The organism is Obesumbacterium proteus (genome assembly GCF_001586165.1).
In the GTDB taxonomy this organism is placed as follows: domain Bacteria; phylum Pseudomonadota; class Gammaproteobacteria; order Enterobacterales; family Enterobacteriaceae; genus Hafnia; species Hafnia protea.
The window spans coordinates 529,029-552,894 of sequence record NZ_CP014608.1 but is presented as its reverse complement, the minus strand read 5'-3'; the positions used below and the strand labels follow the sequence as shown (position 1 = coordinate 552,894).

The 23,866-nt window shown below is 49.7% G+C and carries 22 protein-coding genes; 9 read left to right on the top strand and 13 right to left on the bottom strand.

The genetic code is table 11. The features are described from left to right. Positions 1–18: 18 nt before the first annotated feature. The gene (gene dnaN, locus DSM2777_RS02690) at positions 19–1,119 is read right to left on the bottom strand and encodes a DNA polymerase III subunit beta (protein WP_025797343.1); all 1,101 of its coding nucleotides are present in this window, start codon (positions 1,117–1,119) and stop codon (positions 19–21) included. A gap of 24 nt (positions 1,120–1,143) precedes the next feature. Beyond that, positions 1,144–2,541, bottom strand: a complete 1,398-nt coding sequence (dnaA, locus tag DSM2777_RS02685; RefSeq protein ID WP_071842595.1) for a chromosomal replication initiator protein DnaA — start codon at positions 2,539–2,541, stop codon at positions 1,144–1,146. A 774-nt stretch (positions 2,542–3,315) separates the two neighbouring features. Between dnaA and rpmH the strand changes: the two genes are divergently transcribed. From rpmH to mnmE, 5 genes are all read left to right on the top strand, one after another. Beyond that, positions 3,316–3,456 carry a 50S ribosomal protein L34 gene (gene rpmH / locus DSM2777_RS02680; RefSeq protein ID WP_025797346.1) on the top strand — a complete coding sequence of 47 codons (141 nt, stop codon included), beginning with the start codon at positions 3,316–3,318 and terminating at the stop codon, positions 3,454–3,456. Between the two features lie 15 nt (positions 3,457–3,471). Then, entirely contained in the window at positions 3,472–3,831 is a 360-nt protein-coding gene (gene rnpA, locus DSM2777_RS02675) for a ribonuclease P protein component (protein WP_004093963.1), read from the top strand. After that, on the top strand, positions 3,795–4,052 hold the full coding sequence (yidD, locus tag DSM2777_RS23590) for a membrane protein insertion efficiency factor YidD (RefSeq protein WP_008815724.1): 258 nt from the start codon (positions 3,795–3,797) through the stop codon (positions 4,050–4,052). Before rnpA ends, yidD begins: the two co-directional genes overlap by 37 nt. 1 nt (position 4,053) lies before the next feature. Next, positions 4,054–5,688: a membrane protein insertase YidC gene (gene yidC, locus DSM2777_RS02670; RefSeq protein WP_046457328.1), complete on the top strand. Its 1,635-nt coding sequence runs from the start codon at positions 4,054–4,056 to the stop codon at positions 5,686–5,688. A 146-nt stretch (positions 5,689–5,834) separates the two neighbouring features. Continuing rightward, the gene (mnmE, locus tag DSM2777_RS02665) at positions 5,835–7,199 is read left to right on the top strand and encodes a tRNA uridine-5-carboxymethylaminomethyl(34) synthesis GTPase MnmE (RefSeq protein WP_025797354.1); all 1,365 of its coding nucleotides are present in this window, start codon (positions 5,835–5,837) and stop codon (positions 7,197–7,199) included. A 34-nt stretch (positions 7,200–7,233) separates the two neighbouring features. Here mnmE and DSM2777_RS02660 read toward each other — a convergent pair whose 3' ends face one another. Beyond that, entirely contained in the window at positions 7,234–7,815 is a 582-nt protein-coding gene (locus DSM2777_RS02660) for a TVP38/TMEM64 family protein (RefSeq protein ID WP_082790915.1), read from the bottom strand. 390 nt (positions 7,816–8,205) lie between these two features. Between DSM2777_RS02660 and DSM2777_RS02655 the strand changes: the two genes are divergently transcribed. Together DSM2777_RS02655 and DSM2777_RS02650 are read left to right on the top strand one after the other, a co-directional pair. Beyond that, positions 8,206–8,940, top strand: a complete 735-nt coding sequence (locus tag DSM2777_RS02655) for a 4'-phosphopantetheinyl transferase family protein (RefSeq protein WP_061553092.1) — start codon at positions 8,206–8,208, stop codon at positions 8,938–8,940. 99 nt (positions 8,941–9,039) lie between these two features. Continuing rightward, positions 9,040–9,606 (top strand): NADPH-dependent FMN reductase, encoded by a 567-nt coding sequence (locus tag DSM2777_RS02650; RefSeq protein WP_040045280.1) that lies wholly within the window; start codon positions 9,040–9,042, stop codon positions 9,604–9,606. A 137-nt stretch (positions 9,607–9,743) separates the two neighbouring features. On the opposite strand, the gene DSM2777_RS02645 is transcribed toward DSM2777_RS02650, so the two are convergent. Next, complete coding sequence (locus DSM2777_RS02645) at positions 9,744–11,081, bottom strand: NCS2 family permease (protein ID WP_061553091.1); 1,338 nt, start codon at positions 11,079–11,081, stop codon at positions 9,744–9,746. A gap of 219 nt (positions 11,082–11,300) precedes the next feature. Between DSM2777_RS02645 and adeD the strand changes: the two genes are divergently transcribed. Continuing rightward, entirely contained in the window at positions 11,301–13,076 is a 1,776-nt protein-coding gene (gene adeD, locus DSM2777_RS02640) for an adenine deaminase (RefSeq protein ID WP_061553090.1), read from the top strand. 71 nt (positions 13,077–13,147) lie between these two features. Next, on the top strand, positions 13,148–13,813 hold the full coding sequence (gene yieH, locus DSM2777_RS02635; RefSeq protein WP_043489964.1) for a 6-phosphogluconate phosphatase: 666 nt from the start codon (positions 13,148–13,150) through the stop codon (positions 13,811–13,813). Between the two features lie 2 nt (positions 13,814–13,815). On the opposite strand, the gene DSM2777_RS02630 is transcribed toward yieH, so the two are convergent. The 9 genes from DSM2777_RS02630 to glmS form a co-directional block, all read right to left on the bottom strand. Then, complete coding sequence (locus DSM2777_RS02630) at positions 13,816–14,550, bottom strand: amino acid ABC transporter permease (protein ID WP_061553089.1); 735 nt, start codon at positions 14,548–14,550, stop codon at positions 13,816–13,818. 1 nt (position 14,551) lies between these two features. Next, complete coding sequence (locus DSM2777_RS02625; RefSeq protein ID WP_061555311.1) at positions 14,552–15,292, bottom strand: amino acid ABC transporter permease; 741 nt, start codon at positions 15,290–15,292, stop codon at positions 14,552–14,554. A 126-nt stretch (positions 15,293–15,418) separates the two neighbouring features. Further along, a complete protein-coding gene (locus tag DSM2777_RS02620) occupies positions 15,419–16,252 on the bottom strand; it encodes an ABC transporter substrate-binding protein (protein ID WP_025797372.1) in 834 nt (277 codons plus the stop codon). A gap of 799 nt (positions 16,253–17,051) precedes the next feature. Then, positions 17,052–17,780: a phosphate signaling complex protein PhoU gene (gene phoU / locus DSM2777_RS02615; RefSeq protein WP_025797374.1), complete on the bottom strand. Its 729-nt coding sequence runs from the start codon at positions 17,778–17,780 to the stop codon at positions 17,052–17,054. A gap of 14 nt (positions 17,781–17,794) precedes the next feature. Beyond that, positions 17,795–18,571, bottom strand: a complete 777-nt coding sequence (pstB, locus tag DSM2777_RS02610; RefSeq protein WP_025797376.1) for a phosphate ABC transporter ATP-binding protein PstB — start codon at positions 18,569–18,571, stop codon at positions 17,795–17,797. Positions 18,572–18,643: 72 nt separating this feature from the next. Further along, positions 18,644–19,531, bottom strand: a complete 888-nt coding sequence (gene pstA / locus DSM2777_RS02605; protein WP_061553088.1) for a phosphate ABC transporter permease PstA — start codon at positions 19,529–19,531, stop codon at positions 18,644–18,646. Position 19,532: 1 nt separating this feature from the next. Beyond that, positions 19,533–20,519, bottom strand: coding sequence for a phosphate ABC transporter permease PstC (gene pstC / locus DSM2777_RS02600; protein WP_038501797.1), 987 nt, complete (start codon positions 20,517–20,519; stop codon positions 19,533–19,535). 63 nt (positions 20,520–20,582) lie between these two features. Further along, complete coding sequence (pstS, locus tag DSM2777_RS02595) at positions 20,583–21,620, bottom strand: phosphate ABC transporter substrate-binding protein PstS (RefSeq protein ID WP_174521867.1); 1,038 nt, start codon at positions 21,618–21,620, stop codon at positions 20,583–20,585. Positions 21,621–21,844: 224 nt separating this feature from the next. Beyond that, positions 21,845–23,677, bottom strand: coding sequence for a glutamine--fructose-6-phosphate transaminase (isomerizing) (gene glmS, locus DSM2777_RS02590; RefSeq protein ID WP_046459651.1), 1,833 nt, complete (start codon positions 23,675–23,677; stop codon positions 21,845–21,847). Positions 23,678–23,866: the final 189 nt, after the last annotated feature.

Sequence of the window (23,866 nt, the reverse complement as noted above, 5' to 3'; positions counted from 1 at the left end):
GAAGTATGACGGGTATGGTTATAAGCGCATTGGCATGACTACGTAGGCTGCCGACTGGCTCGCCGCGTCTTCAATCTGAACGCTAGATACGGAGTCAGTCAGTAACATATGCACATCTTCACACTTGAGTGCATTGAGGACATCCAGAACGTAACTTACGTTGAAACCGATTTCTAAATCGGTGCCTTCGTAATTCACATCCAGAATTTCTTCTGCTTCTTCCTGCTCTGGGTTATTCGCAGTAATTTTCAGCTGGTTATGGCTGACATAAAGGCGAACACCGCGGAATTTTTCATTCGACAAAATCGCCGCACGCGCAAATGCTTGTTTAAGTTCGTCACAACCTGCTTTCAGCGTTTTGTCCGGGTTCTTCGGCAATACGCGGCGATAGTCAGGGAAACGGCCATCAACCAGCTTGGAGGTAAAGATGAAGTCACCCACGTGAGCACGAATGTTATTGCTGCCAATTTGCAGGCGCAGCGGTGTTTCACCACCGTCTAACAAACGAGACAGTTCCATCACACCTTTACGCGGCACGATCACCGAATGGCTTGGCAAACTCTGGCCAATAGGCATAGAGCAAACAGCAAGTCGATGTCCATCGGTCGCGACGGTACGCAGCTCTTCGCCTTCAGTCTCAAACAACATACCGTTCAGGTAATAACGCACGTCCTGATGGGCCATTGAGAACTGAGTTGCTTCAATCAGCTTTTTCAGCGTTGCCTGAGGAAGAGTAAACTCCACCTCGCTCTGCCAATCATCCAGATTAGGGAAGTCAGCGGCTGGCAGCGTAGACAGCGAGAAGCGGCTACGTCCAGAGCGAACCAACATGCGATCGCCGTCCAATATCACGGTGATTTCCGCACCGTCTGGTAGGCCACGGCAAATATCAAAAAACTTACGCGCAGGAACCGTTGTCGCACCCGTCTCATGCTCTTGAGCAAGAGGAACACGGGCGATCATTTCCATTTCAAGGTCGGTGCCTGTCAGCAATAGATGGCCGTCTTCAACCTGCAGCAGCAGATTACCAAGAATAGGCAACGTTGGTCGGCCACCCAGCGGGCTGCTTACCTGTTGCAACGGCTTTAGCAGATGTTCACGTTCAACAATAAATTTCATATCGCTACGATGACTGTTATTTGATTAGGATGACAACGTTCTGATTAAATTAGAAAAATCTTCTTTGATGTCGTGGCTTTCTTCACGCAGCTGTTCAATCTTACGACAGGCATGCAAGACGGTTGTATGGTCACGACCACCAAACGCATCACCGATTTCCGGCAAGCTATGGTTGGTCAGCTCTTTTGCCAGCGCCATCGCCATCTGGCGTGGGCGAGCAACCGAGCGGGAACGCCGTTTAGACAGTAAATCTGCCACCTTGATTTTATAATACTCAGCGACTGTCTTCTGAATATTATCAATAGTGACTAATTTTTCCTGCAAAGCGAGCAAATCACGCAGTGCTTCACGCACGAAATCGATGGTGATCGCACGGCCAGTAAAGTTGGCATTCGCAATCACGCGATTCAGTGCGCCTTCGAGCTCACGCACATTAGAGCGTAGACGCTTGGCGATGAAAAAGGCGACTTCACCCGGCAGGCGAATATCATTTTCATCGGCTTTTTTCATCAGAATAGCGACACGCGTTTCTAATTCAGGCGGCTCAATAGCGACGGTCAATCCCCAACCAAAGCGCGATTTCAGGCGATCTTCTACGCCGTTAATCTCTTTTGGATAGCGGTCTGACGTCAAAATGATTTGCTGGTTGCCTTCAAGCAGTGCGTTAAAGGTATGGAAGAACTCTTCCTGCGAGCGCTCTTTATTCGCAAAGAATTGGATATCATCGATAAGCAGAGCATCAACAGAACGATAGTAGCGTTTAAACTCTTCGATCGCGTTATTTTGCAGGGCCTTAACCATATCCTGAACGAAACGCTCAGAGTGCATATACACCACTTTGGCATTGGCTTTACGCGCCATAATGCCATTTCCCACCGCGTGCAAAAGGTGAGTTTTACCTAAACCGGTGCCGCCATATAAAAACAGCGGGTTATAAGCGCCGCCAGGGTTATCAGCCACCTGACGCGCCGCCGCGCGGGCCAGTTGGTTAGACTTACCCTCAACAAAGTTATCAAACGTATGCTTAGGATTTACATTCGAGCGATAAGACAATTCAGGCTGCGCCGGTGAGTTATCCCAGCTCGGACGCATAGGTGCAATACTGCGAGCCGCGGTCTGAATGACAGGCGCAGAAACGCTGGCCGTAACCGGGCTTTGTGCCGGAATTGCCATTGCAGGTTTGGTGCCAACTTCAAAACGTAAAACCGGCGCATCGCTGCCACAAAAATCATTCAACAATCCGTTGATGTTGTTGAGATATTTGTCACGAACCCAATCCAATACAAAACGGTTAGGAGCATACAGCGCCAGGGTGTTGTCACTCAGTTCCGCCTGTAAAGGACGGATCCACATACTAAATTCTGTGGCAGGTAACTCATCCTGCAATCGGGCAAGACACTGCTGCCAAAGCGAAAGTGACACGGCGGACTCCACTCGAACAAGATCAAAAAGAAATGAATAGGATACTTAGACTGACTTTTTTTGACGCACGTGATCGTTTGAACCTCGTCAAGGCACTGTTTAGCACAAAAGATGCTGGGATCTTAATAAATGAAAAGATCATAAACAGGTTACCCACAAGCAAACCATCACATACGAATCGCTTTTAAATGCGATGTATTAAATTTCGTTATCTCCAACGCACCAGAGATCTGGATCGCAATCGGAATGGCGGATCATAGCCTAAATCGCACAGAAGATCCTCCCCTTCTGCACAGATTAGATCGTTTTTATCCACAGGCAACATTCAGAAAGGGAGTTTAAGCTTTTAAGCAATTTGTCCAGCGCTAAACAGCCCACAGATCCACTATTTTCAGATTTTGCGGGTGATAAAATCATCACAGATCTGCACTTTATCCAGAAGGATCTTGGTTAGATCCTTGCGCTTTGATAGGGAGTCCGTATAATTTCCCACCCACGCGTTGCGCCTGGGTTCTGTTTAGTGATTTTTTTTCGTCACTTTTGCAGGCCTCAAACCTATGTATCTCTTAGGGACTATTTAGGGATGCGACGGTGATTGAGGCTCACGTTAGTGAAATTCGGTTGAGCTATCTTGCGATGAGAATTGACTCAGGACTGTACAATTATTACAATCCCGCCTCTTTATATATGCGATTGAGGCGTCGGTCGTTCTCACGCCGAGTAGCCAAACGCGTTTACTGATCAGTAATTATTTAAGTTTAGGTAGAAATCGCTATGAAACGCACTTTCCAACCGTCCGTATTGAAACGTAACCGTTCACACGGTTTCCGTGCTCGTATGGCAACCAAAAATGGTCGTCTGGTTCTGGCCCGCCGTCGTGCGAAAGGCCGTACTCGTCTGACCGTTTCTAAGTAATAAAGCTAACCCTCTGTGGTTAAGCTAGCATTTCCTAGGGAGTTACGTTTGTTAACTCCCAATCATTTCAATTTCGTCTTCCAGCAACCGCAACGAGCCGGCACTCCTCAAATTACCATACTCGGCCGTATGAACACGCTGGGGCATCCCCGCATCGGTCTTACAGTCGCTAAAAAATATGTCAAGCGTGCGCATGAGCGTAACCGGATCAAACGCCTAACGCGTGAGAGCTTCCGTTTAAGCCAACATTCGCTGCCTGCCATGGATTTTGTGGTAATTGCTAAAAAAGGGGTTCAGGAGCTCGATAATCGGGCGCTGACAGAGATTTTGGAAAAGTTATGGCGTCGTCATTGTCGGCAAGCTCGCGTATCCTAATAAAGCTGATACGCGGGTATCAGCTTTTCATTAGTCCGCTGCTCGGACCGCATTGTCGTTTCAGACCAACCTGCTCACAGTACGGAATTGAGGCCTTGAGCAGGTTTGGGATGATAAAAGGCAGTTGGTTGACACTGAAACGCGTATTAAAATGCCACCCCTTGAACCCAGGTGGTGATGATCCCGTGCCGCCGAAAACTGACGATAACAGAGAACATTAAGATGGATTCGCAACGCAATCTACTCCTCATCGCTCTGCTGTTCGTGTCTTTCATGATCTGGCAAGCATGGCAAACGGATAACAATCCGCAGCCAACCGCTCAGACCGCAGGACAGACCGCGAACACCACGACAGCCGATGCATCCAGCCAGGCTGTGCCAGAAAGTGGCCAGGGTAAACTGATTACGGTTAAGACCGATGTACTGTCTTTGACCATTAACACCCGTGGTGGTGATATCGAACAGGCTAACCTGTTGGCGTATCCAGCTACTTTAGGTTCTGACCAGCCTTTCCAGCTGTTAGAAACCACACCAAACTTCATCTATCAGGCTCAAAGCGGTCTGACAGGTAAAAATGGTCCAGACAATCCAGCTAACGGTGACCGTCCTCTGTACACCGCCGATCAAACCAGCTTCGAACTGGTCAATGGTCAGGACGAGCTGCGCATTCCTTTGACGTACACGGCGAAAGACGGCGTGGTCTATACCAAGACCTTCGTTCTTAAACGCGGTGACTACGCAATTGGCGTGGACTACAAAGTTAAGAACTCCAGCGCACAGCCGTTGGATCTGACTCTGTTCGGTCAGTTGAAGCAGTCTATTGACCTGCCAAAACATAAAGATACCGGCAGCAGCAACTTTGCTCTGCATACCTTCCGTGGTGCGGCATACTCTTCAAGCGATGATAAATATCAGAAATACGCGTTTGATAAAGACCCGCTGAATATCACCACTAAAGGCGGCTGGGTTGCCATGTTGCAGCAGTACTTTGCAACCGCATGGATCCCTGCAACAAACGGTACTAACCAGTTCTATACCGCTAATCTGGGTAACGGACTTTCAGCGATTGGCTTTAAAGCTGAACCTGTCGTTGTTGCTCCGGGTACCGAGAAAAACTTGAACGCAACCCTGTGGGTTGGTCCTGAAATCCAGAGTGATATGGCTGCCGTGGCACCACACTTGGACTTGACCGTAGACTACGGATGGTTGTGGTTCATTTCTCAGCCACTGTTTAAGCTGCTGCAGTTCATCCACAGCTTTATCGGTAACTGGGGCTTCTCGATTATCGTTATCACCTTCATCGTTCGTGGCATCATGTACCCGCTGACTAAAGCGCAGTACACCTCCATGGCGAAAATGCGTATGCTGCAGCCGAAACTGGCCGCAATGCGTGAGCGTATTGGTGACGACAAACAGCGCATGAGCCAAGAAATGATGGCGCTGTACAAATCCGAGAAAGTTAACCCGCTGGGTGGTTGTCTCCCGCTGGTGATTCAGATGCCTATCTTCTTGGCACTGTATTACATGCTGATGGGCTCTGTGGAACTGCGTCAAGCGCCGTTCGCACTGTGGATCCATGACTTAGCCGCACAAGACCCGTACTACATCTTGCCAATTCTGATGGGTATCACGATGTTCTTCATTCAGAAGATGTCGCCAACCACAGTAACTGACCCGATGCAGCAGAAGATCATGACCTTTATGCCGGTCATCTTCACGGTGTTCTTCTTGTGGTTCCCATCAGGTCTGGTGCTGTACTATATCGTCAGCAACCTGGTGACCATCCTCCAGCAACAGCTGATCTACCGTGGTCTTGAGAAACGTGGCCTACACAGCCGCGACAAGAAAAAATCATAATCCACGTGATGATATGAGTTGAGTAAGGCGGTCAATTGACCGCCTTTTTTTATGCCCTGTTTTATGACCTCATTGACCTATCGCCGTATCAGCATGAAGGTCGATGGTAGGTACGTATTTCAATTTAGTAACGAGAGAGTATGACTATGAGCCAATCCGACACCATCGTTGCCCAAGCAACCCCACCGGGACGCGGCGGCGTAGGCATTCTGCGCGTATCAGGACGTCAGGCTAAAGAAGTCGCTATGGCATTGCTGGGTAAATTACCTAAGCCGCGCTATGCAGATTATCTACCGTTTAAAGATACAGACGGCAGCGTGCTGGATCAGGGGATCGCGTTGTACTTCCCCGGCCCAAATTCTTTCACCGGTGAAGACGTTCTTGAACTGCAAGGCCATGGTGGCCCCGTTATCCTCGATCTGCTACTAAAACGCATTCTACAGATGCCAGAAGTTCGCATTGCCCGCCCGGGAGAGTTCTCTGAGCGCGCATTTCTCAATGACAAACTCGATCTAGCGCAGGCCGAAGCGATCGCCGACCTCATCGATGCCAGTTCCGAACAAGCTGCGCGCTCGGCGGTAAACTCACTTCAAGGCGCATTTTCCAATCGCGTTAATCAGCTGGTGGAAGCGCTGACTCATCTGCGTATTTTTGTTGAAGCCGCGATCGACTTCCCTGACGAAGAGATCGATTTTCTCTCAGACGGTAAAATTGAAGCACAGCTAAACGGCGTTATGGGAGAGCTGCAGGCCGTGCGTGCCGAAGCGCGTCAGGGAAGTTTGCTGCGTGAAGGGATGAAGGTGGTGATCGCTGGCCGTCCGAACGCCGGCAAATCCAGCCTGCTAAACGCACTGGCGGGGCGCGAAGCCGCTATCGTAACCGACATCGCGGGTACCACGCGTGACGTCCTACGTGAACACATTCATATTGACGGCATGCCGCTACACATCATTGATACCGCAGGTTTGCGCGAAGCCAGCGACGAAGTTGAACGCATCGGTATCGAACGTGCATGGAATGAGATTGAACAGGCCGACCGCGTACTGTTCATGGTTGATGGCACCACAACAGACGCGATTGAACCTGCAAGCATCTGGCCTGAGTTTATGGCTCGTTTGCCAAAAACCTTGCCAATCACCGTAGTCCGTAACAAAGCTGACATGACCGGCGAAGCGCTAGGACTCAGCGAAGTAAATGGTTACTCACTTATTCGACTCTCGGCGCGAACCGGTGAGGGCATCGACGTCCTGCGCGACCATCTTAAACAGAGCATGGGCTTTACCAGCAACATGGAAGGTGGCTTCTTAGCTCGTCGCCGTCACCTTCAGGCGCTTGAAACCGCCGCAGAACACCTTGAGCAAGGCAAGGAACAACTTGTAAGTGCTTATGCAGGTGAATTACTGGCTGAAGAGCTGCGTCTTGCTCAGCAGGCGCTCAGCGAGATTACCGGCGAGTTCACCTCAGATGATTTGCTGGGCCGCATCTTCTCTAGTTTCTGCATTGGTAAGTGATCACTTCTGTTTAAAAACCCGCCAGTGGCGGGTTTTATTTTTTCGCAAACCGCTTCCTGAAAACCCTACGGGTTATCTGTGTCAAAACAAACAACAGCAGGCCGCACAAGACGAGTTTTAGCGTTACATTTAGCGTAATCCCATTTTCAGCCAGTTCACTGGCCATGAACGTGAATATGAACGTTCCCGGCAGAATGGTTAAACAGGAAACCACGCTGTAGCGCCAAAAAGATATCGCCGTTAAACCATAAGCATAGTTTTGAATGTTGTAGGGAAAAAACGGGATCAAGCGGGTAAAAATCAAAAAATCTACGCCATAGCGCTGAATGCCTCGCTCAATCTGCTCAAATTTTTGATTTCCACCAAAACGGCGTAATAGCCAAGCGCGGCCTAAATATCTGGCGACTAAAAAAGAGAGTGAAGAAGCCAGCGTAGCGGCAAATAATGAGATGATCGTTCCGTAAAACACCCCGAAAACCACACCTCCAGCGATGACTAACACGCTTCCAGGGAACAGAAATAGCGAAGCGATAACAAATAAGAGTATGTAAGCCCAAACACCCCACCAGCCATGCGAACTCACCCATTGCTGTAACGTCTCAACCTGCAATAACATTTCGGCTAGCGGGCTGTTATGTAAAAGGATAATCAGAGCAACCAAAACCAGTAGGCCTACCCCTCGTTTAAGACTTCTTTTGCATCACCATTCCAAATCCTTGTTCTACTTGATATTTACTAAAATATAACCGTTCACGGCCATAGGCAGCGTTAGATTTATTAGCGAAATCAGTGCGCTGTTGCACAGTTCACACAAAATCGAGTTACTAAATATTCGACTAAGATAAATAATCCCGTAAACAAAAACGCTTACGCTATAGTTAGTACGTTACGCATATACCCAAAATAATTCGAGTCGCATTGAGGCGACAAGCCACGCAGCCAGTAAAATGCAGCTTGAAATATCACAGGTATATCCACCAATCCATCCGTAAATCAGGGAGCGACTATGGATAATCATTTTGCTTGGTGGTATCTATCCAACCAGCCTTTAAACGTGCATCGTCTCACCGACGATCTGATAACCACCTCGCTTCACTACTCACCTAAGCGCCGTGAACGTTTTTTACATGGCCGAGCATTGCTCGCAGAGCTCATGTTTCAACTTTATGGCTATGAAAAATTACCGCGTTTGGCCGTTGCGCCCAGCGGGAGACCGTGCTTTGTTGATCCAACGCTTCCCGACTTTAGCTTGGGGTACGCGGGTAGCGTCATCGCATTGATGCTTGGCACCAACGGAAAAGTCGGCATGGACGTCGAAATTATCCGAGCGCGTCAGGGCGGTTTTATTCACCTTCAGCAACAGTATATTACCAGCGGCGAAAAAATTTGGATCGATGGTCAAGCCGATCGTTTGGAAGCGACAACTCAACTTTGGGCTATCCGTGAATCGGTTCTTAAGATCTCAGGGCTGGGTACCAGCGGTTTGCAAACGCTACGCCTTTTGCCGGGGGCAGGAAAGCTGCGTTCAACGGTAACGCCACAGGTCAAAACCATTAGCGCAATACAGGGCGAAATCGCGTGGGCGTGCAGTAAATCACCCACGTTGGGGCAGCTTAATTATTGGTTGATGGATCAAGAAGAAAACCAACTGGTCAATATCACCGCAGAGAAGCAGGCTGAGCTGAAAGAGTCGGCATCCTATTTGCGCTTTACCAGCAACACACCAATACAAACCGCTTAAATGATAAGTCTGATAACAACTTATCTACTCTATGATTGATTATTGATCTAAGATGAGTTCTACATATCCGGTTATATTACATCAAGAAATGGAGAACTTATGTCAGATAAACCACTGAAAATTGTTACTTTACTCGGTAGCCTACGTAAAGGTTCCTACAATGGGATCGTCGCTAATGCGCTACCAGGCTTAGCGCCTGAGGGCGTAACCATTGAAGCTTTGCCATCTATTCGCGATATCCCTCTCTATGACGCAGATCGCCAACAGGATGAAGGCTTCCCTGCTCAAATTGAGGCGATTGCCGAGCAAATTCGTCAGGCGGATGGCGTTATCATCGTCACCCCTGAATATAACTACTCCGTTCCGGGCGGCCTGAAAAACGCTATCGATTGGATCTCTCGTCTGCCAAATCAGCCGTTAGCTGGAAAGCCTGTGGCAATCCAAACCAGCTCAATGGGACCGGTTGGCGGTGCGCGCTGCCAGTATCATCTGCGCCAGATTTTGGTGTTCTTAGACTGTCAGGTAATGAACAAACCTGAGTTTATGGGTGGCGTGATCCAGAGCAAAGTCGATGAGCAGAAGGGCACGTTAACGGATACTTCAACCATTGAGTTCTTGGGCAAACAGCTGTCTGCATTTGCAGATTATGTGCGCCGCGTCGGTTGATAGAGAAGTGAGAGAAGTGGTTGATAGAGAAGGGAATGGGTAAGCAGAACTAAAAAGCCCCTTCCCAGCCTCTCTCTTCTCAGGGAGAGGCTAATCCCAGCAAATGGGATATTCTGAGGGGCTTACTTCAAGCGCGATTAATGCGCATCAACAAATACAATTTTCAGCACAAACAGCAGCGCTACAATTACCACGCATGGGCTGATTTCACGCCAGCGGCCGGTACCTAACTTCATGATGCAATAAGAGATAAAGCCAAGCGCGATACCTTCCGTGATCGAGAAGCTAAACGGCATCATGACCGCAGTGATAAACGCCGGTACGGCTTCAGTCAAATCGTCCCACTTCACGCGAGACAGGCTAGACGTCATCAATACGCCCACATAAATCAGCGCGCCTGCCGCAGCATAAGCAGGAACCATTCCGGCCAACGGAGAAAGGAAAATCACCAGCAGGAACAGAATGCCGACCACCACTGCGGTTAATCCTGTACGGCCACCCACGGAAACACCAGAGGTGCTTTCGATATAAGCAGTTACCGATGACGTACCAATGAAAGAGCCCACGACGGAGCTGATACTATCGACATACAGCGCCTGCTTCATGCGCGGGAATTTACCGCTCTTATCCGCCAGCCCAGCTTTATCCGTTACACCAATCAATGTGCCAGATGAGTCAAACAGGTTTACCAGCATGAAGGAGAAAATCACGCCCGCCAGACCAATGTTTAACGCGCCAGACAAATCTACCTGACCCACAACGCTGGTCACGTTCGGTGGCATGGAGAACAAACCGGAATACTGCACATCACCCAGCGCCCAGCCGATAAGTGTGGTCACTACGATGGAAACCAATACGGCGGCATGGAAGCTACGGGATGACAAAATCGCGATGATAAAGAAACCTAAAGCCCCCAGCAAAACGCTGTGAGAGGTCAGATCTCCAACGGCAACCAGCGTATCTTTGTTCGGCACAATGATCCCGGCATTTTTCAGCCCCATCATTGCGATAAACAAACCAATACCACTGGTGATACCTACACGCAGGCTCATCGGGATATTCGCAATCATCCAGTAACGGATGCGGGAAATGGTCAGCAACAACAGGCCAACGGCGCCCCAGAAAATAGCGCCCATACCAACCTGCCATGTCAGCCCCATAGCGCCAACGACGACAAAGGCAAAGAAGGCATTCAGCCCCATAGCAGGAGCCAGCGCGACCGGTAAGTTAGCCAGCAGGCCCATGAAAATACTACCGAAAGCAGCGATCAGACAGGTGGTAACGAATACAGCCTGTGTATCCATACCTGCGGCACCGAGGATTTGCGGGTTGACGAAAACGATATACACCATGGTCAAAAACGTGGTGATACCGGCGATCACCTCAGTCCTTGCGGTGGTGCCATGCTCCTGCAATTTGAAGACACGCTCAAACAGCCCCTGCCCTTGAGCAGAGTTTGAAGTTGAATTATTCATTCTATTAAATCCGGATGGATATTGGCTTTGGGAGAGTATCCTATACCAAAAGCGCTAAATAATGATCCCCGTCACACAGATTTCTAGATGTTTTTTTACTCGTCATTTTAGTGAGCGGTATCACGTAGAGCCATTTAGGCTCTCATATAATGCGTCTATATAAATAAAAACAGATTAATATCAATATGATAAAAACAATTTTAAGGAGCGTGAATTAACATGGAAGGGATAAATAATAAGCATACGCAATCGCTTTCGCGTGAAGAAATGATCCGCCTTCTGGCCGTTTCACGCGGCGATGAGGCCGCTGACTGCATTATTGACAATGTTCGCATTCTCGATCTGATAAACGGTGGCGAACTGCTAGGCCCTATTGTCATTTGTGGTGCAAATATTGCTGGCGTTGGTCCCGCCTATGCCGGTGCCGTAGCCCATCGCAGGATTGACGCCAATAACGCTATTGCAGTACCGGGATTTATTGATTCTCACCTGCATATTGAATCTAGCATGATGACGCCAATAACGTTTGAAAGCGCAACGTTACCTTTGGGCGTAACCAGCATTGTCTGCGACCCCCACGAGATTGTGAACGTGATGGGTAAGCAAGGGTTGGAATGGTTTTTACGCTGCGCGGAACAGGCGCAACAAAATCAGTTCGTGCAAATTAGCTCGTGCGTGCCCGCGCTAGCCGGTAGCGACATCAACGGAGCCGAGTTTCCTTTAGATGAAATGCTGAAATACCGCGATCACTCGCACGTCCTTGGGTTGGCGGAAATGATGAACTTTCCCGGTGTTATTGCTGGGGACAGCGACATCATGGACAAGCTGGATGCCTTTCGCCATTTAACCCTTGATGGCCACAGCCCCATGTTAAGCGGCAAAGACCTTAACGGATATCTGGCGGCTGGCGTAGAAAACTGCCACGAAACACTCATGCTACAAGAAGGGCGAGAAAAACTGTCTCTGGGTATGGCGCTCATGATGCGAGAGGGCTCCGCTGCACGCAATCTGGATACGCTAGCGCCGCTGATTACTGAATTTAGTAGCCCACAGTGCATGCTCTGTACCGACGACCGCAACCCGTGGGAAATTGCGCATGAAGGCCATATCAACGCCCTCATTCATCGCCTAATTAATCAGCATGGCATACCGGTTCACGTTGCCTATCGCGTCGCAAGCTGGTCTGCGGCGCGGCATTTCGGCTTAAAACGTCTGGGGCTTATTGCTCCGGGTAAAAGAGCGGATATCGTTTTACTCAATGATGTGCAGAAGGTTGAAATTCAGCAGGTCATTGCCGGAGGAAAGCAGGTTGATAGCCAACAACTCACCGCAACGAGCGAACTGCGTTATCAGCAAACCCAGCCACCGACGCAAAATACAATTCAACGCACGCCGGTTGATGAATCCGCGCTAACGCTTCCATTGGACATCGGTGAACGCTATCGGGCAATACAGGTGATCCCAAATGAACTGATTACCTGCGAGCTTCCCGTTATTTGGCAGGGCGAGCGTTTCGATCACGATGATGTCTGCAAAATTGCGGTCATGGAACGCTACGGTCATCAAAAACCGCCCGCCTTAGGTTTACTGCAAAACTTTGGCCTTAAACGCGGCGCCATGGCGGCAACCGTAAGCCATGATAGTCATAATATCGTGGTGATCGGTCATCATGCGCGCGATATGGCTGTCGCCGTTAACCAGTTGATTTCACAGGGTGGTGGTTTGTGCGTTGCCGATGAAGGCGAGGTAAAAAGCCATCTTTCGCTGCCGATTGCAGGCTTGATGAGTGACAAATCCGCGGCAGAGATCGCCGATGATATCACCCATCTGAAAAATGCCTGTCGCCGCTGTGGCGTAACGCTAAATGAGCCGTTTATTCAAATGGCGTTTTTATCTTTGCCGGTGATCCCTTCACTGAAATTAACCAGCTTAGGGTTGTTTGACGTCGATCGCTTCGCATTTACTGAGACTCGCTTTTCTGCCTTAAGCGATTAAACTGGGCACTGGTTTATCTCTGACGACGGCAGCGCTAGGCTGCCGTTTGCCATGAAAAACAAGGAAGCCCAATGACATCTATCAATTGTATTTTCTTCGACTGTGACGGCACGCTGGTTGACAGCGAATATCTGTGCAGCAAAGCTTACGTTCATATGTTCGCCCATTACGGTGTACATCTGTCATTGGATCGCGTTTTCAAGGAATTCAAAGGCGTTAAGCTCTACGAGATCATCGAGCGCATCAAACAAGAACATGCTTTCGAGTCCGATCGTGATGAAATGGAGCAAATTTACCGCGATGAAGTCGCTCGCCTATTCACCACAGAATTGAAGCCGATTCCCCATGCAGAATCGTTGCTGTCACAGATAACGGTGCCAATGTGCACCACGTCCAATGGACCGGTCAGTAAAATGCAAAATTCATTGGGCTCAACCGGAATGTTGGACTATTTTGGTGACCGACTCTACAGCGGCTACGATATTCAGAGCTGGAAGCCCGACCCTGACCTGATGTTCCACGCAGCCAAAGAGATGGGCGTCGATATTAAAGAGTGTATTTTAGTGGATGATTCACCATCAGGCGTGCAATCGGGTATTGCCGCCGGTATTCCGGTGTTCTACTACTGCGGCGACGCCCATAACCCAGTGATTGAGCATCCACTGGTGACTTCTTTTGACGATCTCAGCCTGCTGCCAGAGTTATGGCGTGAGCGTGGTTGGTCACTGACCAAATAGTTTTAGCTTGCCGGTAACGCAGGTTTCAACTGCCACCAGCGGCGTTTTACTACGATATTTTGCGACGTAAAACGCCGACTCAGCTGGTTGGCAGCCACATCCAGCGCAAGACACATCACGAAATAGACACCCGCTACAAACATAAACACTTCCATCGGATACACCATGCTGCGATTGTTAACCTGTGTAGCGAGGAACGTTAGTTCACTCACGCCCACGATATACGCCAGCGAAGTATCCTTAATTAATGAAATCCATTGATTAATAAACGATGGAACCATCATTCGCAGCGCCTGAGGCAACACCACATTGCCCAAAACCTGCCAGCGATTTAACCCCAGAGAAAGCCCAGCCTGCCATTGTCCGCGCCCTACAGCGTGTATCCCAGCCGCAACGGCATGAGCCAAATAGGCTGATGCGATCAATGCTAGCGCGCAAACTACCGTGGTGATCTCGGGTATATCAACGCCAAAGACGATCGGAAGAAGGAAGTAAGTCCAGAAGATCAGCATGATTACCGGAATGGCGCGGAAAAATCCCAGCACCGTCGCCAAGACCGCGCCCAGCCAGCCCCGCGACATCGCCAAGCAAATTCCCAACAGCGTGCCCAACACGGCAGAAATCAGCCCGGCAATCAGGCTCATCACCAGCGTTAACGCAGCGCCCCCTAAGGGACCATCGGGAAATTGTCCCCACAGCAGATAGCTGAGGTTATCGTGAATAACGGTGAAATCCATTCTAATAGCGCTCCTGCATCCGGCGACGCTGCTGGTACCACATGCCCCAACCTTCCATCAGCGCAATAATTAATACGTACAGTAGGGTCGCAACGCCAAACGCTTGGAATGTTTTTAGCGTTTCTGTCTCTACCTGCCGTGAAGCATACGAAAGCTCCGCCACACCGATGGCCATGGTTAACGAAGAGTTCTTGATGATATTCATGTACTGCCCTAATAGCGGCGGCATAGCAATCTTCACCGCCTGCGGCAGTACGACATAACGCATGCTCTGCCAAAGGCTTAGCCCTAGCGCCTGCGAGGCCTGTTTTTGCCCACTTGCCACACCGCGAATTCCTGCGCGGATCTCTTCAGAAATAAACGCTGCGGAATACAGCGTTAGGCCAACTAAACCGGCCAAAAACTCAAACGACGGCCATGCAAGAGTCCATCCACCTATCACCCATTCATGCGGCGTATTTAGCCACTGCATCACAACGGAAGGTAGAAGTTGTCCTGCGCCGAAGTACCAGAAAAAGAGCTGAACCAGCAGCGGCGTGTTGCGAAAAACCGAGCTGTAGGCCACAACCGGCAAACTCAGCCAACGCTGTGGACTATCACGCAACGCCGCTAATATCAGGCCAAGCAAGGTAGCAAGAACGACCGTACACGCAGATATAACCAGCGTAATCAGAAACCCAGACCACAGCCAATGCAGATACTGCGGTGCCAGAATTACATCGTAAAAAGATTGTCCGTTCATCATGCTCACCGATCGCGATATTCCTAAACCACTTGGAATAACCGCCTCGGTAACGGCTATTCCAAGTCATACGGGAATGCGACCACGCCTAGACACAGCAGCGCGGCCGCACTTATTCAGAATTGATTAGGACTTGCTGATATCAACAGGGCCAATTTTAAAATCACCACGTGGCTGGGCAGATTTTGTTTCTGGGCCAAACCAGCGATCGTAAATCTTCTCGGCCTGACCATCTTTCTCCAGACCTTCCAACACGGTATTCACTTTAGTCGTCAGACGATCTTCGCCTTTTGGCAAGCCAATGCCTTGATACTCTTTGGTGATGCTGAAAGGTGAGATTTCAAAATCAGCTTTTGCTGCTTCTGGTACGTTGGCTAGCAGCCCAACCAATTTGGCATCGTCTTGGGTAATCGCCTGAACGTTGCCGTTTCTCAGCGCGGCAAACGCCAGAGGCGTGTCATCGTAGGAAATCACTTTAGCGGTTGGGTATTTATCGCGTAGCGTAATTTCCTGCACGGTGCCTTTATCAGCGCCGATACGCAGCTTGGCGATATCGTCAGGCTGTTTCAACACGCCTTTGTGGGCAATGAATTTTTGTCCTGTACGGAAATACGGCACGCTGAAATTCACCTCTTTGGCGCGCTCTGGCGTAATGGTGAAGTTCGCAGCGATCAAATCGACTTTTTTAGACGCTAACAGTGGGATTCGGTTAGCAGGGTTGGTAGCACGCAGTTCAACTTTCACGCCCAACGCTTTACCAATGGCATCGGCAACGTCTACGTCATAACCCACCAGCTTTTTAGTTTGTGGATCGACATAACCAAACGGTGGATTGCTATCAAAAACGGCGATACGTACAACGCCAGCTTTTTGAATATCATCGAGTTTATCGGCATGAGCCAAACCAGAAACAGCGGAAAGGCTGGCTAACAAGGACAGAACGAGAACGCGTTGCTTCATGGAAAAGCTCCTAAAGGTATTGTGCCCAGAAGTATGTTTTTGCGGCTTTATTTTTAGCGACAGGATTAAATTACGCTTAACCCACATAGAACTGGAAATACTATTAGAGGATATGAATAGATGAATTTGTTGTAAGCGGTGAGGTTTTAGTCTGGTTAAGAAACCGTCTATGTTAGAACAGTGAAAGGTTTCGTCCGCCAGCCAGCATGAGTACTTCCATGAAGCCACTGACGTCGGCGTCCGGTGAGAGTCCCGTTGCGCGGGGACTCTCAACTCGCGCGCTTTTTACCGCGTCGTTTAGCCGACCGGTCTCAGAGCGTACATCCTGTACGCCCTCGGCCTGCCACCAGCATCCCTGCTGGCGGCTCTAAAATGCATTTCATCTAACACGTAAAAGACAAAAGAAGTTTTTGTCTTTTTGTTTTTTCAATTAGTGAAGACTTGGTTTTGACATTGACCTTTTCCGGCACGTTACCGAGCAGCCGAGTGAATCATGTAGGTTAGGATTCGGCGACAGGGATGTCGCCGAAAGAACGGAGGAGCCAGGATGGCGATTGCCGTTCGTTCCGTTAAAACCGAAATGATGAAATGAGGGCACCCGCGCAGCGGGCTGTCGAGGTGGTGCCAAGCCGAGGCGTCGGAGGGCGGCGATTGAGCCCTCCGACACGGACGCGAACGCTGACATTACATATCAATGCAACGCTTCAACGCGGACGTAACCCGACATAACAATTCGGCATAGACAGGCGAACGAAACCATATACCGCATTTATATGTACGATCTGCACACTCCATTACATCACGTCGGCTTATTCCCATCCTTCGCCAACAGCTGATCCAACTCATCACCGCCAAGGTGACGGAAATCCTGCCCTTTAACGAAGTAGAAAATAAACTCACAGATATTCTGGCAGCGGTCGCCAATACGCTCAATGGAGCGCGCACAGAACAGCGCAGTGAGAACGCTTGGAATGGTGCGCGTGTCTTCCATCATGTAGGTCATCAGCTGGCGCACAATGCCTTCATATTCCTGATCGACCTTTTTATCTTCACGATAAATACGCACCGCTTCGTCCAGATCCATACGGGCGAACGCATCCAGCACGTCATGCAGCATCTGTACGGTATGGCGACCCAGAGATTCTAGGCTAACCAACAGCGGTTGATGCTGATGCGAGAACTTCTCTAACGCCGTACGGCAAATTTTATCGGCTACGTCACCAATACGCTCCAACTCGGAGATCGTTTTGATGATCGCCATAACCAAACGTAAATCACTGGCGGTGGGCTGACGCTTAGCGATGATCTTCACACAGGCCTCATCGATCGCCACTTCCATCATGTTAACTTTTTTATCGCCTTCAATAACGCGCTTAGCCAGCTCACCGTCTTGGTTGTGCATAGCGGTAATCGCATCTGAAAGCTGTTGCTCAACCATCCCGCCCATGGTCATCACCTGAGTGCGGATGTGCTCCAGCTCGGCGTTAAACTGACCGGAAATATGTTTGTTTAGGTTTAAATTATCCATGATAAGTCCCGTAATCAGCCGTAACGGCCTGTGATGTAATCTTCCGTTTGCTTCTGCGCCGGAGAGGTAAACAGGGTGTCAGTATCGCTAAATTCAATCAGTTCGCCCAGATACATAAACGCGGTATGGTCTGAACAACGCGCAGCCTGCTGCATGTTATGCGTTACGATCACCACCGTGTAGTCTTCTTTCAGTTCGGTGATCAGCTCTTCAATCTTGCTGGTGGAAATCGGGTCCAGTGCGGAGCAAGGCTCATCGAGCAATAACACTTCAGGGCGAATAGCAATTCCACGCGCAATACACAAACGCTGCTGCTGTCCACCAGACAGGCTGTAGCCGCTCTGATGGAGCTTATCTTTTGATTCATTCCATAGTGCCGCTTTGGTTAATGCCCACTGGACGCGCTCATCCATCTCAGCACGCGACAGCTTTTCAAACAAACGCACACCAAAGGCGATGTTATCGTAAATCGACATCGGGAAAGGCGTTGGCTTTTGGAATACCATGCCTACTTTGGCACGCAGCAGGGCGATATCTGAGTTATCAGTCAGGATATTGTGCCCATCAAGCAGGATTTCCCCCTCTGCGCGCTGCTCAGGATAAAGCTGGAACATTTTGTTGAAGGTACGCAGCAATGTGGACTTACCACAGCCTGACGGGCCGATAAACGCCGTCACCTTGTTCTTTTCGATATCCAGCGAAATATTCTTCAGCGCATGGAACTTGCCGTAGTAGAAGTTAAGATCGCGAACCTGGATTTTGCTGTTGGTCGTGTCTGTAACAATACTCATCTCTAATCTCTCTTTTTCACGACGCTGCTTTTCTTAGGGATAAGCAACGCCTGCAATAATTAATGCTTTTTCTTAGCGCTTCTTCTGAGCAAAAACGACGCGCGCCAGAATGTTCAGCAGCAGAACACATAGGGTAATCAGTAATACCCCAGCCCAAGCCAGCTCTTGCCACTCGGCGAACGGGCTCATTGCAAACTTAAATATGGTGACCGGGAGGTTAGCAATCGGCTGCGACATATCGGTGCTCCAAAACTGGTTGGAGAGCGATGTAAACAGCAGCGGCGCGGTTTCACCGGCAATACGCGCAATCGCTAACAGCACGCCGGTAATGATGCCGGACACAGATGCTTTTAACGTGATGGCAGAAATCATCTTCCATTTTGGTGTTCCCAGCGCATAGGCCGCTTCACGCAGGCTATCGGGCACCAGTTTCAGCATATTTTCAGTGGTACGAATAACGATAGGGATCTGCAACAGCGCCAGCGCAATCACACCCGCCCAGCCAGAGAAGTGCTGCATCTTGGCAACCACGATGGTGTACACAAACAGCCCAACCACAATAGATGGCGCAGAGAGCAAGATGTCATTAATAAAGCGGATAAAATTCGCCAACCATCCTTTGCGGCCATACTCGGCTAAATAGATGCCGGCCATAATTCCTAGCGGTGTACCAATCACCGTAGCCCACAGGATGAGCAAACCAGAACCGGCAATGGCGTTAGCCAAACCACCGCCTTCACTGTTTGGCGGAGGTGTCATTTCGGTGAACAGCGCGATGGACATGCCATCAATGCCTTTCGTGATTGTCGAAAACAAAATCCACACCAGCCAGAACAGACCAAAGGCCATCGTGACCATCGACAAAAACAGCGCAATGCGGTTTTTCTGACGACGCCATGCCTGCATTTTTCGGCGAGAACTGGCTAAAGCCTGTGCGTCATTCATATCAATCATCGCCATCTTAACGTCCCTCATTCTTATCAAGACGTAAAATCATCAGCTTGGACAATGCCAACACAATGAACGTGATAACAAACAGGATCAGGCCTAACTCCATCAGCGCCGCCGTATGCAGACCTGACTCAGCTTCGGCAAACTCATTCGCCAAGGCAGAAGTAATACTGTTCCCCGGCATAAACAGCGAAGCGCTGTCGAGCTGGTAGGTATTACCAATGACGAAAGTCACCGCCATGGTTTCACCCAGCGCGCGCCCTAAACCCAGCATAATGCCGCCGATCACCCCATTTTTGGTGAACGGAAGAACGATGCGGCTCATCACTTCCCACGTCGTACAGCCAATACCGTAGGCTGATTCCTTCATCATCACCGGCGTTTGCTCAAAAACATCACGCATTACGGCGGCAATATAAGGAATGATCATGATGGCAAGAATCACACCGGCAGCCAAAATACCGATACCAAACGCAGGGCCAGCAAAGAGATCCCCCACAATTGGAATACCGGAAAGCACATCACCCACCGGCGTTTGGAAATATTCGGCAAACAGCGGAGCAAAAACAAACAGGCCCCACATGCCATAAACAATGCTCGGAATAGCGGCCAACAGCTCAATCGCAACACCCAGCGGGCGGCGCAGCCAGTTTGGCGCGAGTTCAGTCAGGAACAACGCGATCCCGAAGCTCACAGGAACGGCAATGACTAAGGCGATAATAGAGGTGACGATCGTGCCGTAAATCGGCACCAACGCACCAAACTGCTCCGCTGGTGCGTCCCACTCTTTGGACCACAGGAAGGCGAAGCCAAACTTCTGAATGCTCGGCAGCGACGCGATAAACAGCGAAACAATGATGCCGCCCAGCAACAATAGGGTAATCAGCGCTGCTAGTTTGACTAGAGCACCAAAGATAACGTCACCGTTTTTGCTCGGTGGTTTTATTTTTGATTCTTTCTTGGGCAATGAAGGCTTAGATAACGGATGATCAGCCATGTGATTCTCTTCTTAAACTAGAGTTCCGCTTCCAAAGCATCGGCTCTGGAAGCGGATGAAACATTAGTACAGCGCTTTACCTGAACTGTCTTTTACGTTGGTCTTCCATGCTGCACGAATTTGCTCAACGACAGCGCTAGGCAACGGTGCATAGTCCAAGGCGCTGGCTTCTTTGCCGCCATTTTTATAGGCCCAGTCGAAGAATTTCAGTACCGCTGCACCCTGCTCTGGTTTCTGCTGATCTTTGTGCACCAGAATGAAGGTAGTGGAGCTGATAGGCCATGCATTAGCGCCTTTCTGGTTGGTCAGGTCTTGCGCGAAGGATTTACTCCAGTCAGCACCTTTAGCCGCGTTGCTAAAGCTCTCTTCCGTTGGTAGAACAGCATCACCATCTGCGGAGATCAGCTTGGTATAAGCCAGTTTGCTTTGCTTAACGTAAGCATACTCAACGTAGCCAATGGAGCCTGGCAGACGCTGGATGAACGCAGCAACGCCGTCGTTACCTTTGCCGCCCAAACCGGTTGGCCAGTTAACGGTAGAACCTGCACCAACTTTAGATTTCCAATCTGCGTTTACTTTCGCCAGATAGTTGGTGAAGACATAAGAAGTGCCAGAGCCATCAGCGCGGCGAACCACGGCAATATTGGTATCTGGTAGTTTTAGACCTGGGTTTAATTTGGTGATCGCTGGGTCATTCCATTTTTTGATGTTGCCCAGATAGATATCACCCAGAGTTTTGCCATCCAGCGTCAGTTCGCCAGATTTCAATCCCGGAATGTTAACCGCCAGCACCACACCACCGATAACGGTTGGGAACTGGAACAGGCCATCTGCGGCCAGTTTTTCATCGGTCAGAGGCGCATCAGATGCACCGAAATCAACGGTGTTAGCAATGATTTGCTTAACGCCGCCGGAAGAACCAATACCTTGATAGTTAACTTTGTTACCGGTTTCTTTCTGATAGGTATCTGCCCACTTAGCATAAACAGGCGCGGGGAAAGTCGCACCGGCACCGGTCAGGCTGGTCGCAGCGAATGCAGACATTGTAGTCAGAGAGCAAGCTGCAGCAACAATGGCAGCAACAGTCTTATGGGTAACCATTTTTTTAGTGACAACCAAGGAACGCATCGGCTTCATATTCCCTCCACAGGGAGTGTTATTCATCAGCATCTGTGTGAACAATCAAGTTTAAGTATGGTGCAGGAGGGAAAATAAGGCAGTTTGATTACAGTAAAATGTATGGAATATGACAGTTTTATTACAGATGAAATGTTTGTTGGCGGGGAAAAATGAAAAAGCCCCGCGAACGGGGCTTCGAGACGGGTTTATTCAACGGTTACCGATTTAGCCAGATTTCGTGGCTGATCGACATCAGTACCTTTGATGAGCGCCACATGATACGAAAGCAGCTGAAGCGGAACGGTATAGAAGATCGGTGCAATCACCTCTTCTACGTGCGGCAGAGAAATAATGCGCATACCTTCGCTATCGGTGAAACCAGCGTCCTTATCGGCAAAGACATACAGCAAACCGCCGCGCGCGCGAACTTCTTCAATATTGGATTTCAATTTTTCCAACAGTTCGTTGTTTGGCGCAATCACAACCACCGGCATATCGGCATCAATCAGCGCCAGTGGCCCGTGTTTGAGTTCACCAGCCGCATAGGCTTCTGCATGGATATAGGAGATCTCTTTAAGCTTCAGAGCACCTTCCATTGCGATGGGATACTGATCGCCACGTCCAAGGAACAGGGCATGCTGTTTATCCATGAAATCTTCGGCCAGTTCTTCAATACCTTGATCCATCGATAACATCTGCTCAATACGCGCAGGCAGTGCTTGCAAGGCGTGAACGATATCGTGCTCAATCTGCTCAGGCATCGCATGCAGGCGGCCAATACGCGCCACCAGCATCAGCAACACGGTTAACTGAGTGGTAAACGCTTTGGTAGATGCGACACCGATTTCCGTTCCTGCTTTGGTCATCAGAGCCAAATCAGATTCACGCACCAGCGACGAGCTGGCTACGTTACAGATAGCCAACGAGCCTAAATAGCCAATCTCTTTGGACAAACGTAAAGCCGCTAGCGTATCCGCCGTTTCACCCGACTGAGATAACGTAATGATCAGGCTGTTTTTACGTACCGCAGACTTGCGATAGCGGAATTCAGAAGCAATCTCCACGTCACAAGGCACACCGGCCAGAGATTCAAACCAATAGCGCGCCACCATACCCGAGTGGTATGAAGTCCCACAGGCGATAATCTGGATGTGCTCAACCTTCGCCAGCAGCGTATCGGCTTTCTCACCGAGTTCGCTCAGATCCACTTTACCGTGGCTAAAACGCCCTTCAAGGGTATTTTTGATGGCTAGCGGCTGCTCGTAGATCTCTTTTTGCATGTAGTGGCGATATGCGCCTTTGTCACCCGCGTCATATTGCACGTTGGATTCAATTTCTGCGCGTTCAACGGCATTGCCTTCTTTATCAAAGATCTTCACCGTGCGGCGAGTCACTTCAGCAATATCGCCCTCTTCCAAGAAGATAAAGCGGCGGGTCACAGGCAGCAGTGCCAGCTGATCGGAGGCAATAAAGTTTTCGCCCATTCCGCAACCAATCACCAGCGGGCTGCCTGAGCGGGCGGTGACCAGTACATCTGGATGACGAGCATCCATCACGACGGTACCGTAAGCACCGCGCAGCTGTGGGATAACGCGTTGAACAACTTCTAATAGCGAACCGCCAGCCTGTTGCTGCTCCCAATGGGTGAGATGCGCGATCACTTCGGTATCAGTTTCAGACGTAAAGTGATAGCCACGCTCAATCAGCAACGCACGCAGGGATTCGTAGTTTTCGATAATACCGTTGTGTACCACGGCAATATGTTCAGAAACATGCGGGTGCGCATTATGTTCGGTGGGTTCACCGTGTGTTGCCCAGCGAGTATGCGCAATACCGGTTCCACCGGTCATTGGGCTTTCCGCTACGGCATCACTGAGAGCCTGTACCTTTCCGACGCGGCGGATACGCTGCATATGCCCCTGATGATCAACGACCGCCAGACCCGCAGAATCATAACCACGGTATTCTAAACGACGCAGACCTTCTAACAGGATTTCTGCAATATCACGCTGCGCAACTGCGCCAACAATTCCACACATAGTGTTTGATTCCTATAACAAGAACAGCATTTTGTTTACTGCTCTGTCGATGTCCTTACGATCTGATTTGGTGCCCCGAGCCTGTAGAGATTGGGGCGATTCCCCTGTGGGGATATTATTTTTTACTGCTTATTTTGTTCTGCGCCTTGGTAAACAAGGCACAGTGCAAAATAGATTACCGTTGTAATC

Excerpts from the sequence above, each read along its gene's own strand:
- dnaN (WP_025797343.1), bottom strand. The coding sequence starts at position 1,119 with ATGAAATTTATTGTTGAACGTGAACATCTGCTAAAGCCGTTGCAACAG.
- rpmH (WP_025797346.1), top strand. The coding sequence starts at position 3,316 with ATGAAACGCACTTTCCAACCGTCCGTATTGAAACGTAACCGTTCACAC.
- yidD (WP_008815724.1), top strand. The coding sequence starts at position 3,795 with ATGGCGTCGTCATTGTCGGCAAGCTCGCGTATCCTAATAAAGCTGATA.
- yidC (WP_046457328.1), top strand. The coding sequence starts at position 4,054 with ATGGATTCGCAACGCAATCTACTCCTCATCGCTCTGCTGTTCGTGTCT.
- mnmE (WP_025797354.1), top strand. The coding sequence starts at position 5,835 with ATGAGCCAATCCGACACCATCGTTGCCCAAGCAACCCCACCGGGACGC.
- DSM2777_RS02660 (WP_082790915.1), bottom strand. The coding sequence starts at position 7,815 with ATGTTATTGCAGGTTGAGACGTTACAGCAATGGGTGAGTTCGCATGGC.
- DSM2777_RS02655 (WP_061553092.1), top strand. The coding sequence starts at position 8,206 with ATGGATAATCATTTTGCTTGGTGGTATCTATCCAACCAGCCTTTAAAC.
- DSM2777_RS02650 (WP_040045280.1), top strand. The coding sequence starts at position 9,040 with ATGTCAGATAAACCACTGAAAATTGTTACTTTACTCGGTAGCCTACGT.
- DSM2777_RS02645 (WP_061553091.1), bottom strand. The coding sequence starts at position 11,081 with ATGAATAATTCAACTTCAAACTCTGCTCAAGGGCAGGGGCTGTTTGAG.
- adeD (WP_061553090.1), top strand. The coding sequence starts at position 11,301 with ATGGAAGGGATAAATAATAAGCATACGCAATCGCTTTCGCGTGAAGAA.
- yieH (WP_043489964.1), top strand. The coding sequence starts at position 13,148 with ATGACATCTATCAATTGTATTTTCTTCGACTGTGACGGCACGCTGGTT.
- DSM2777_RS02630 (WP_061553089.1), bottom strand. The coding sequence starts at position 14,550 with ATGGATTTCACCGTTATTCACGATAACCTCAGCTATCTGCTGTGGGGA.
- DSM2777_RS02625 (WP_061555311.1), bottom strand. The coding sequence starts at position 15,292 with ATGAACGGACAATCTTTTTACGATGTAATTCTGGCACCGCAGTATCTG.
- DSM2777_RS02620 (WP_025797372.1), bottom strand. The coding sequence starts at position 16,252 with ATGAAGCAACGCGTTCTCGTTCTGTCCTTGTTAGCCAGCCTTTCCGCT.
- phoU (WP_025797374.1), bottom strand. The coding sequence starts at position 17,780 with ATGGATAATTTAAACCTAAACAAACATATTTCCGGTCAGTTTAACGCC.
- pstB (WP_025797376.1), bottom strand. The coding sequence starts at position 18,571 with ATGAGTATTGTTACAGACACGACCAACAGCAAAATCCAGGTTCGCGAT.
- pstA (WP_061553088.1), bottom strand. The coding sequence starts at position 19,531 with ATGGCGATGATTGATATGAATGACGCACAGGCTTTAGCCAGTTCTCGC.
- pstC (WP_038501797.1), bottom strand. The coding sequence starts at position 20,519 with ATGGCTGATCATCCGTTATCTAAGCCTTCATTGCCCAAGAAAGAATCA.
- pstS (WP_174521867.1), bottom strand. The coding sequence starts at position 21,620 with ATGGTTACCCATAAGACTGTTGCTGCCATTGTTGCTGCAGCTTGCTCT.
- glmS (WP_046459651.1), bottom strand. The coding sequence starts at position 23,677 with ATGTGTGGAATTGTTGGCGCAGTTGCGCAGCGTGATATTGCAGAAATC.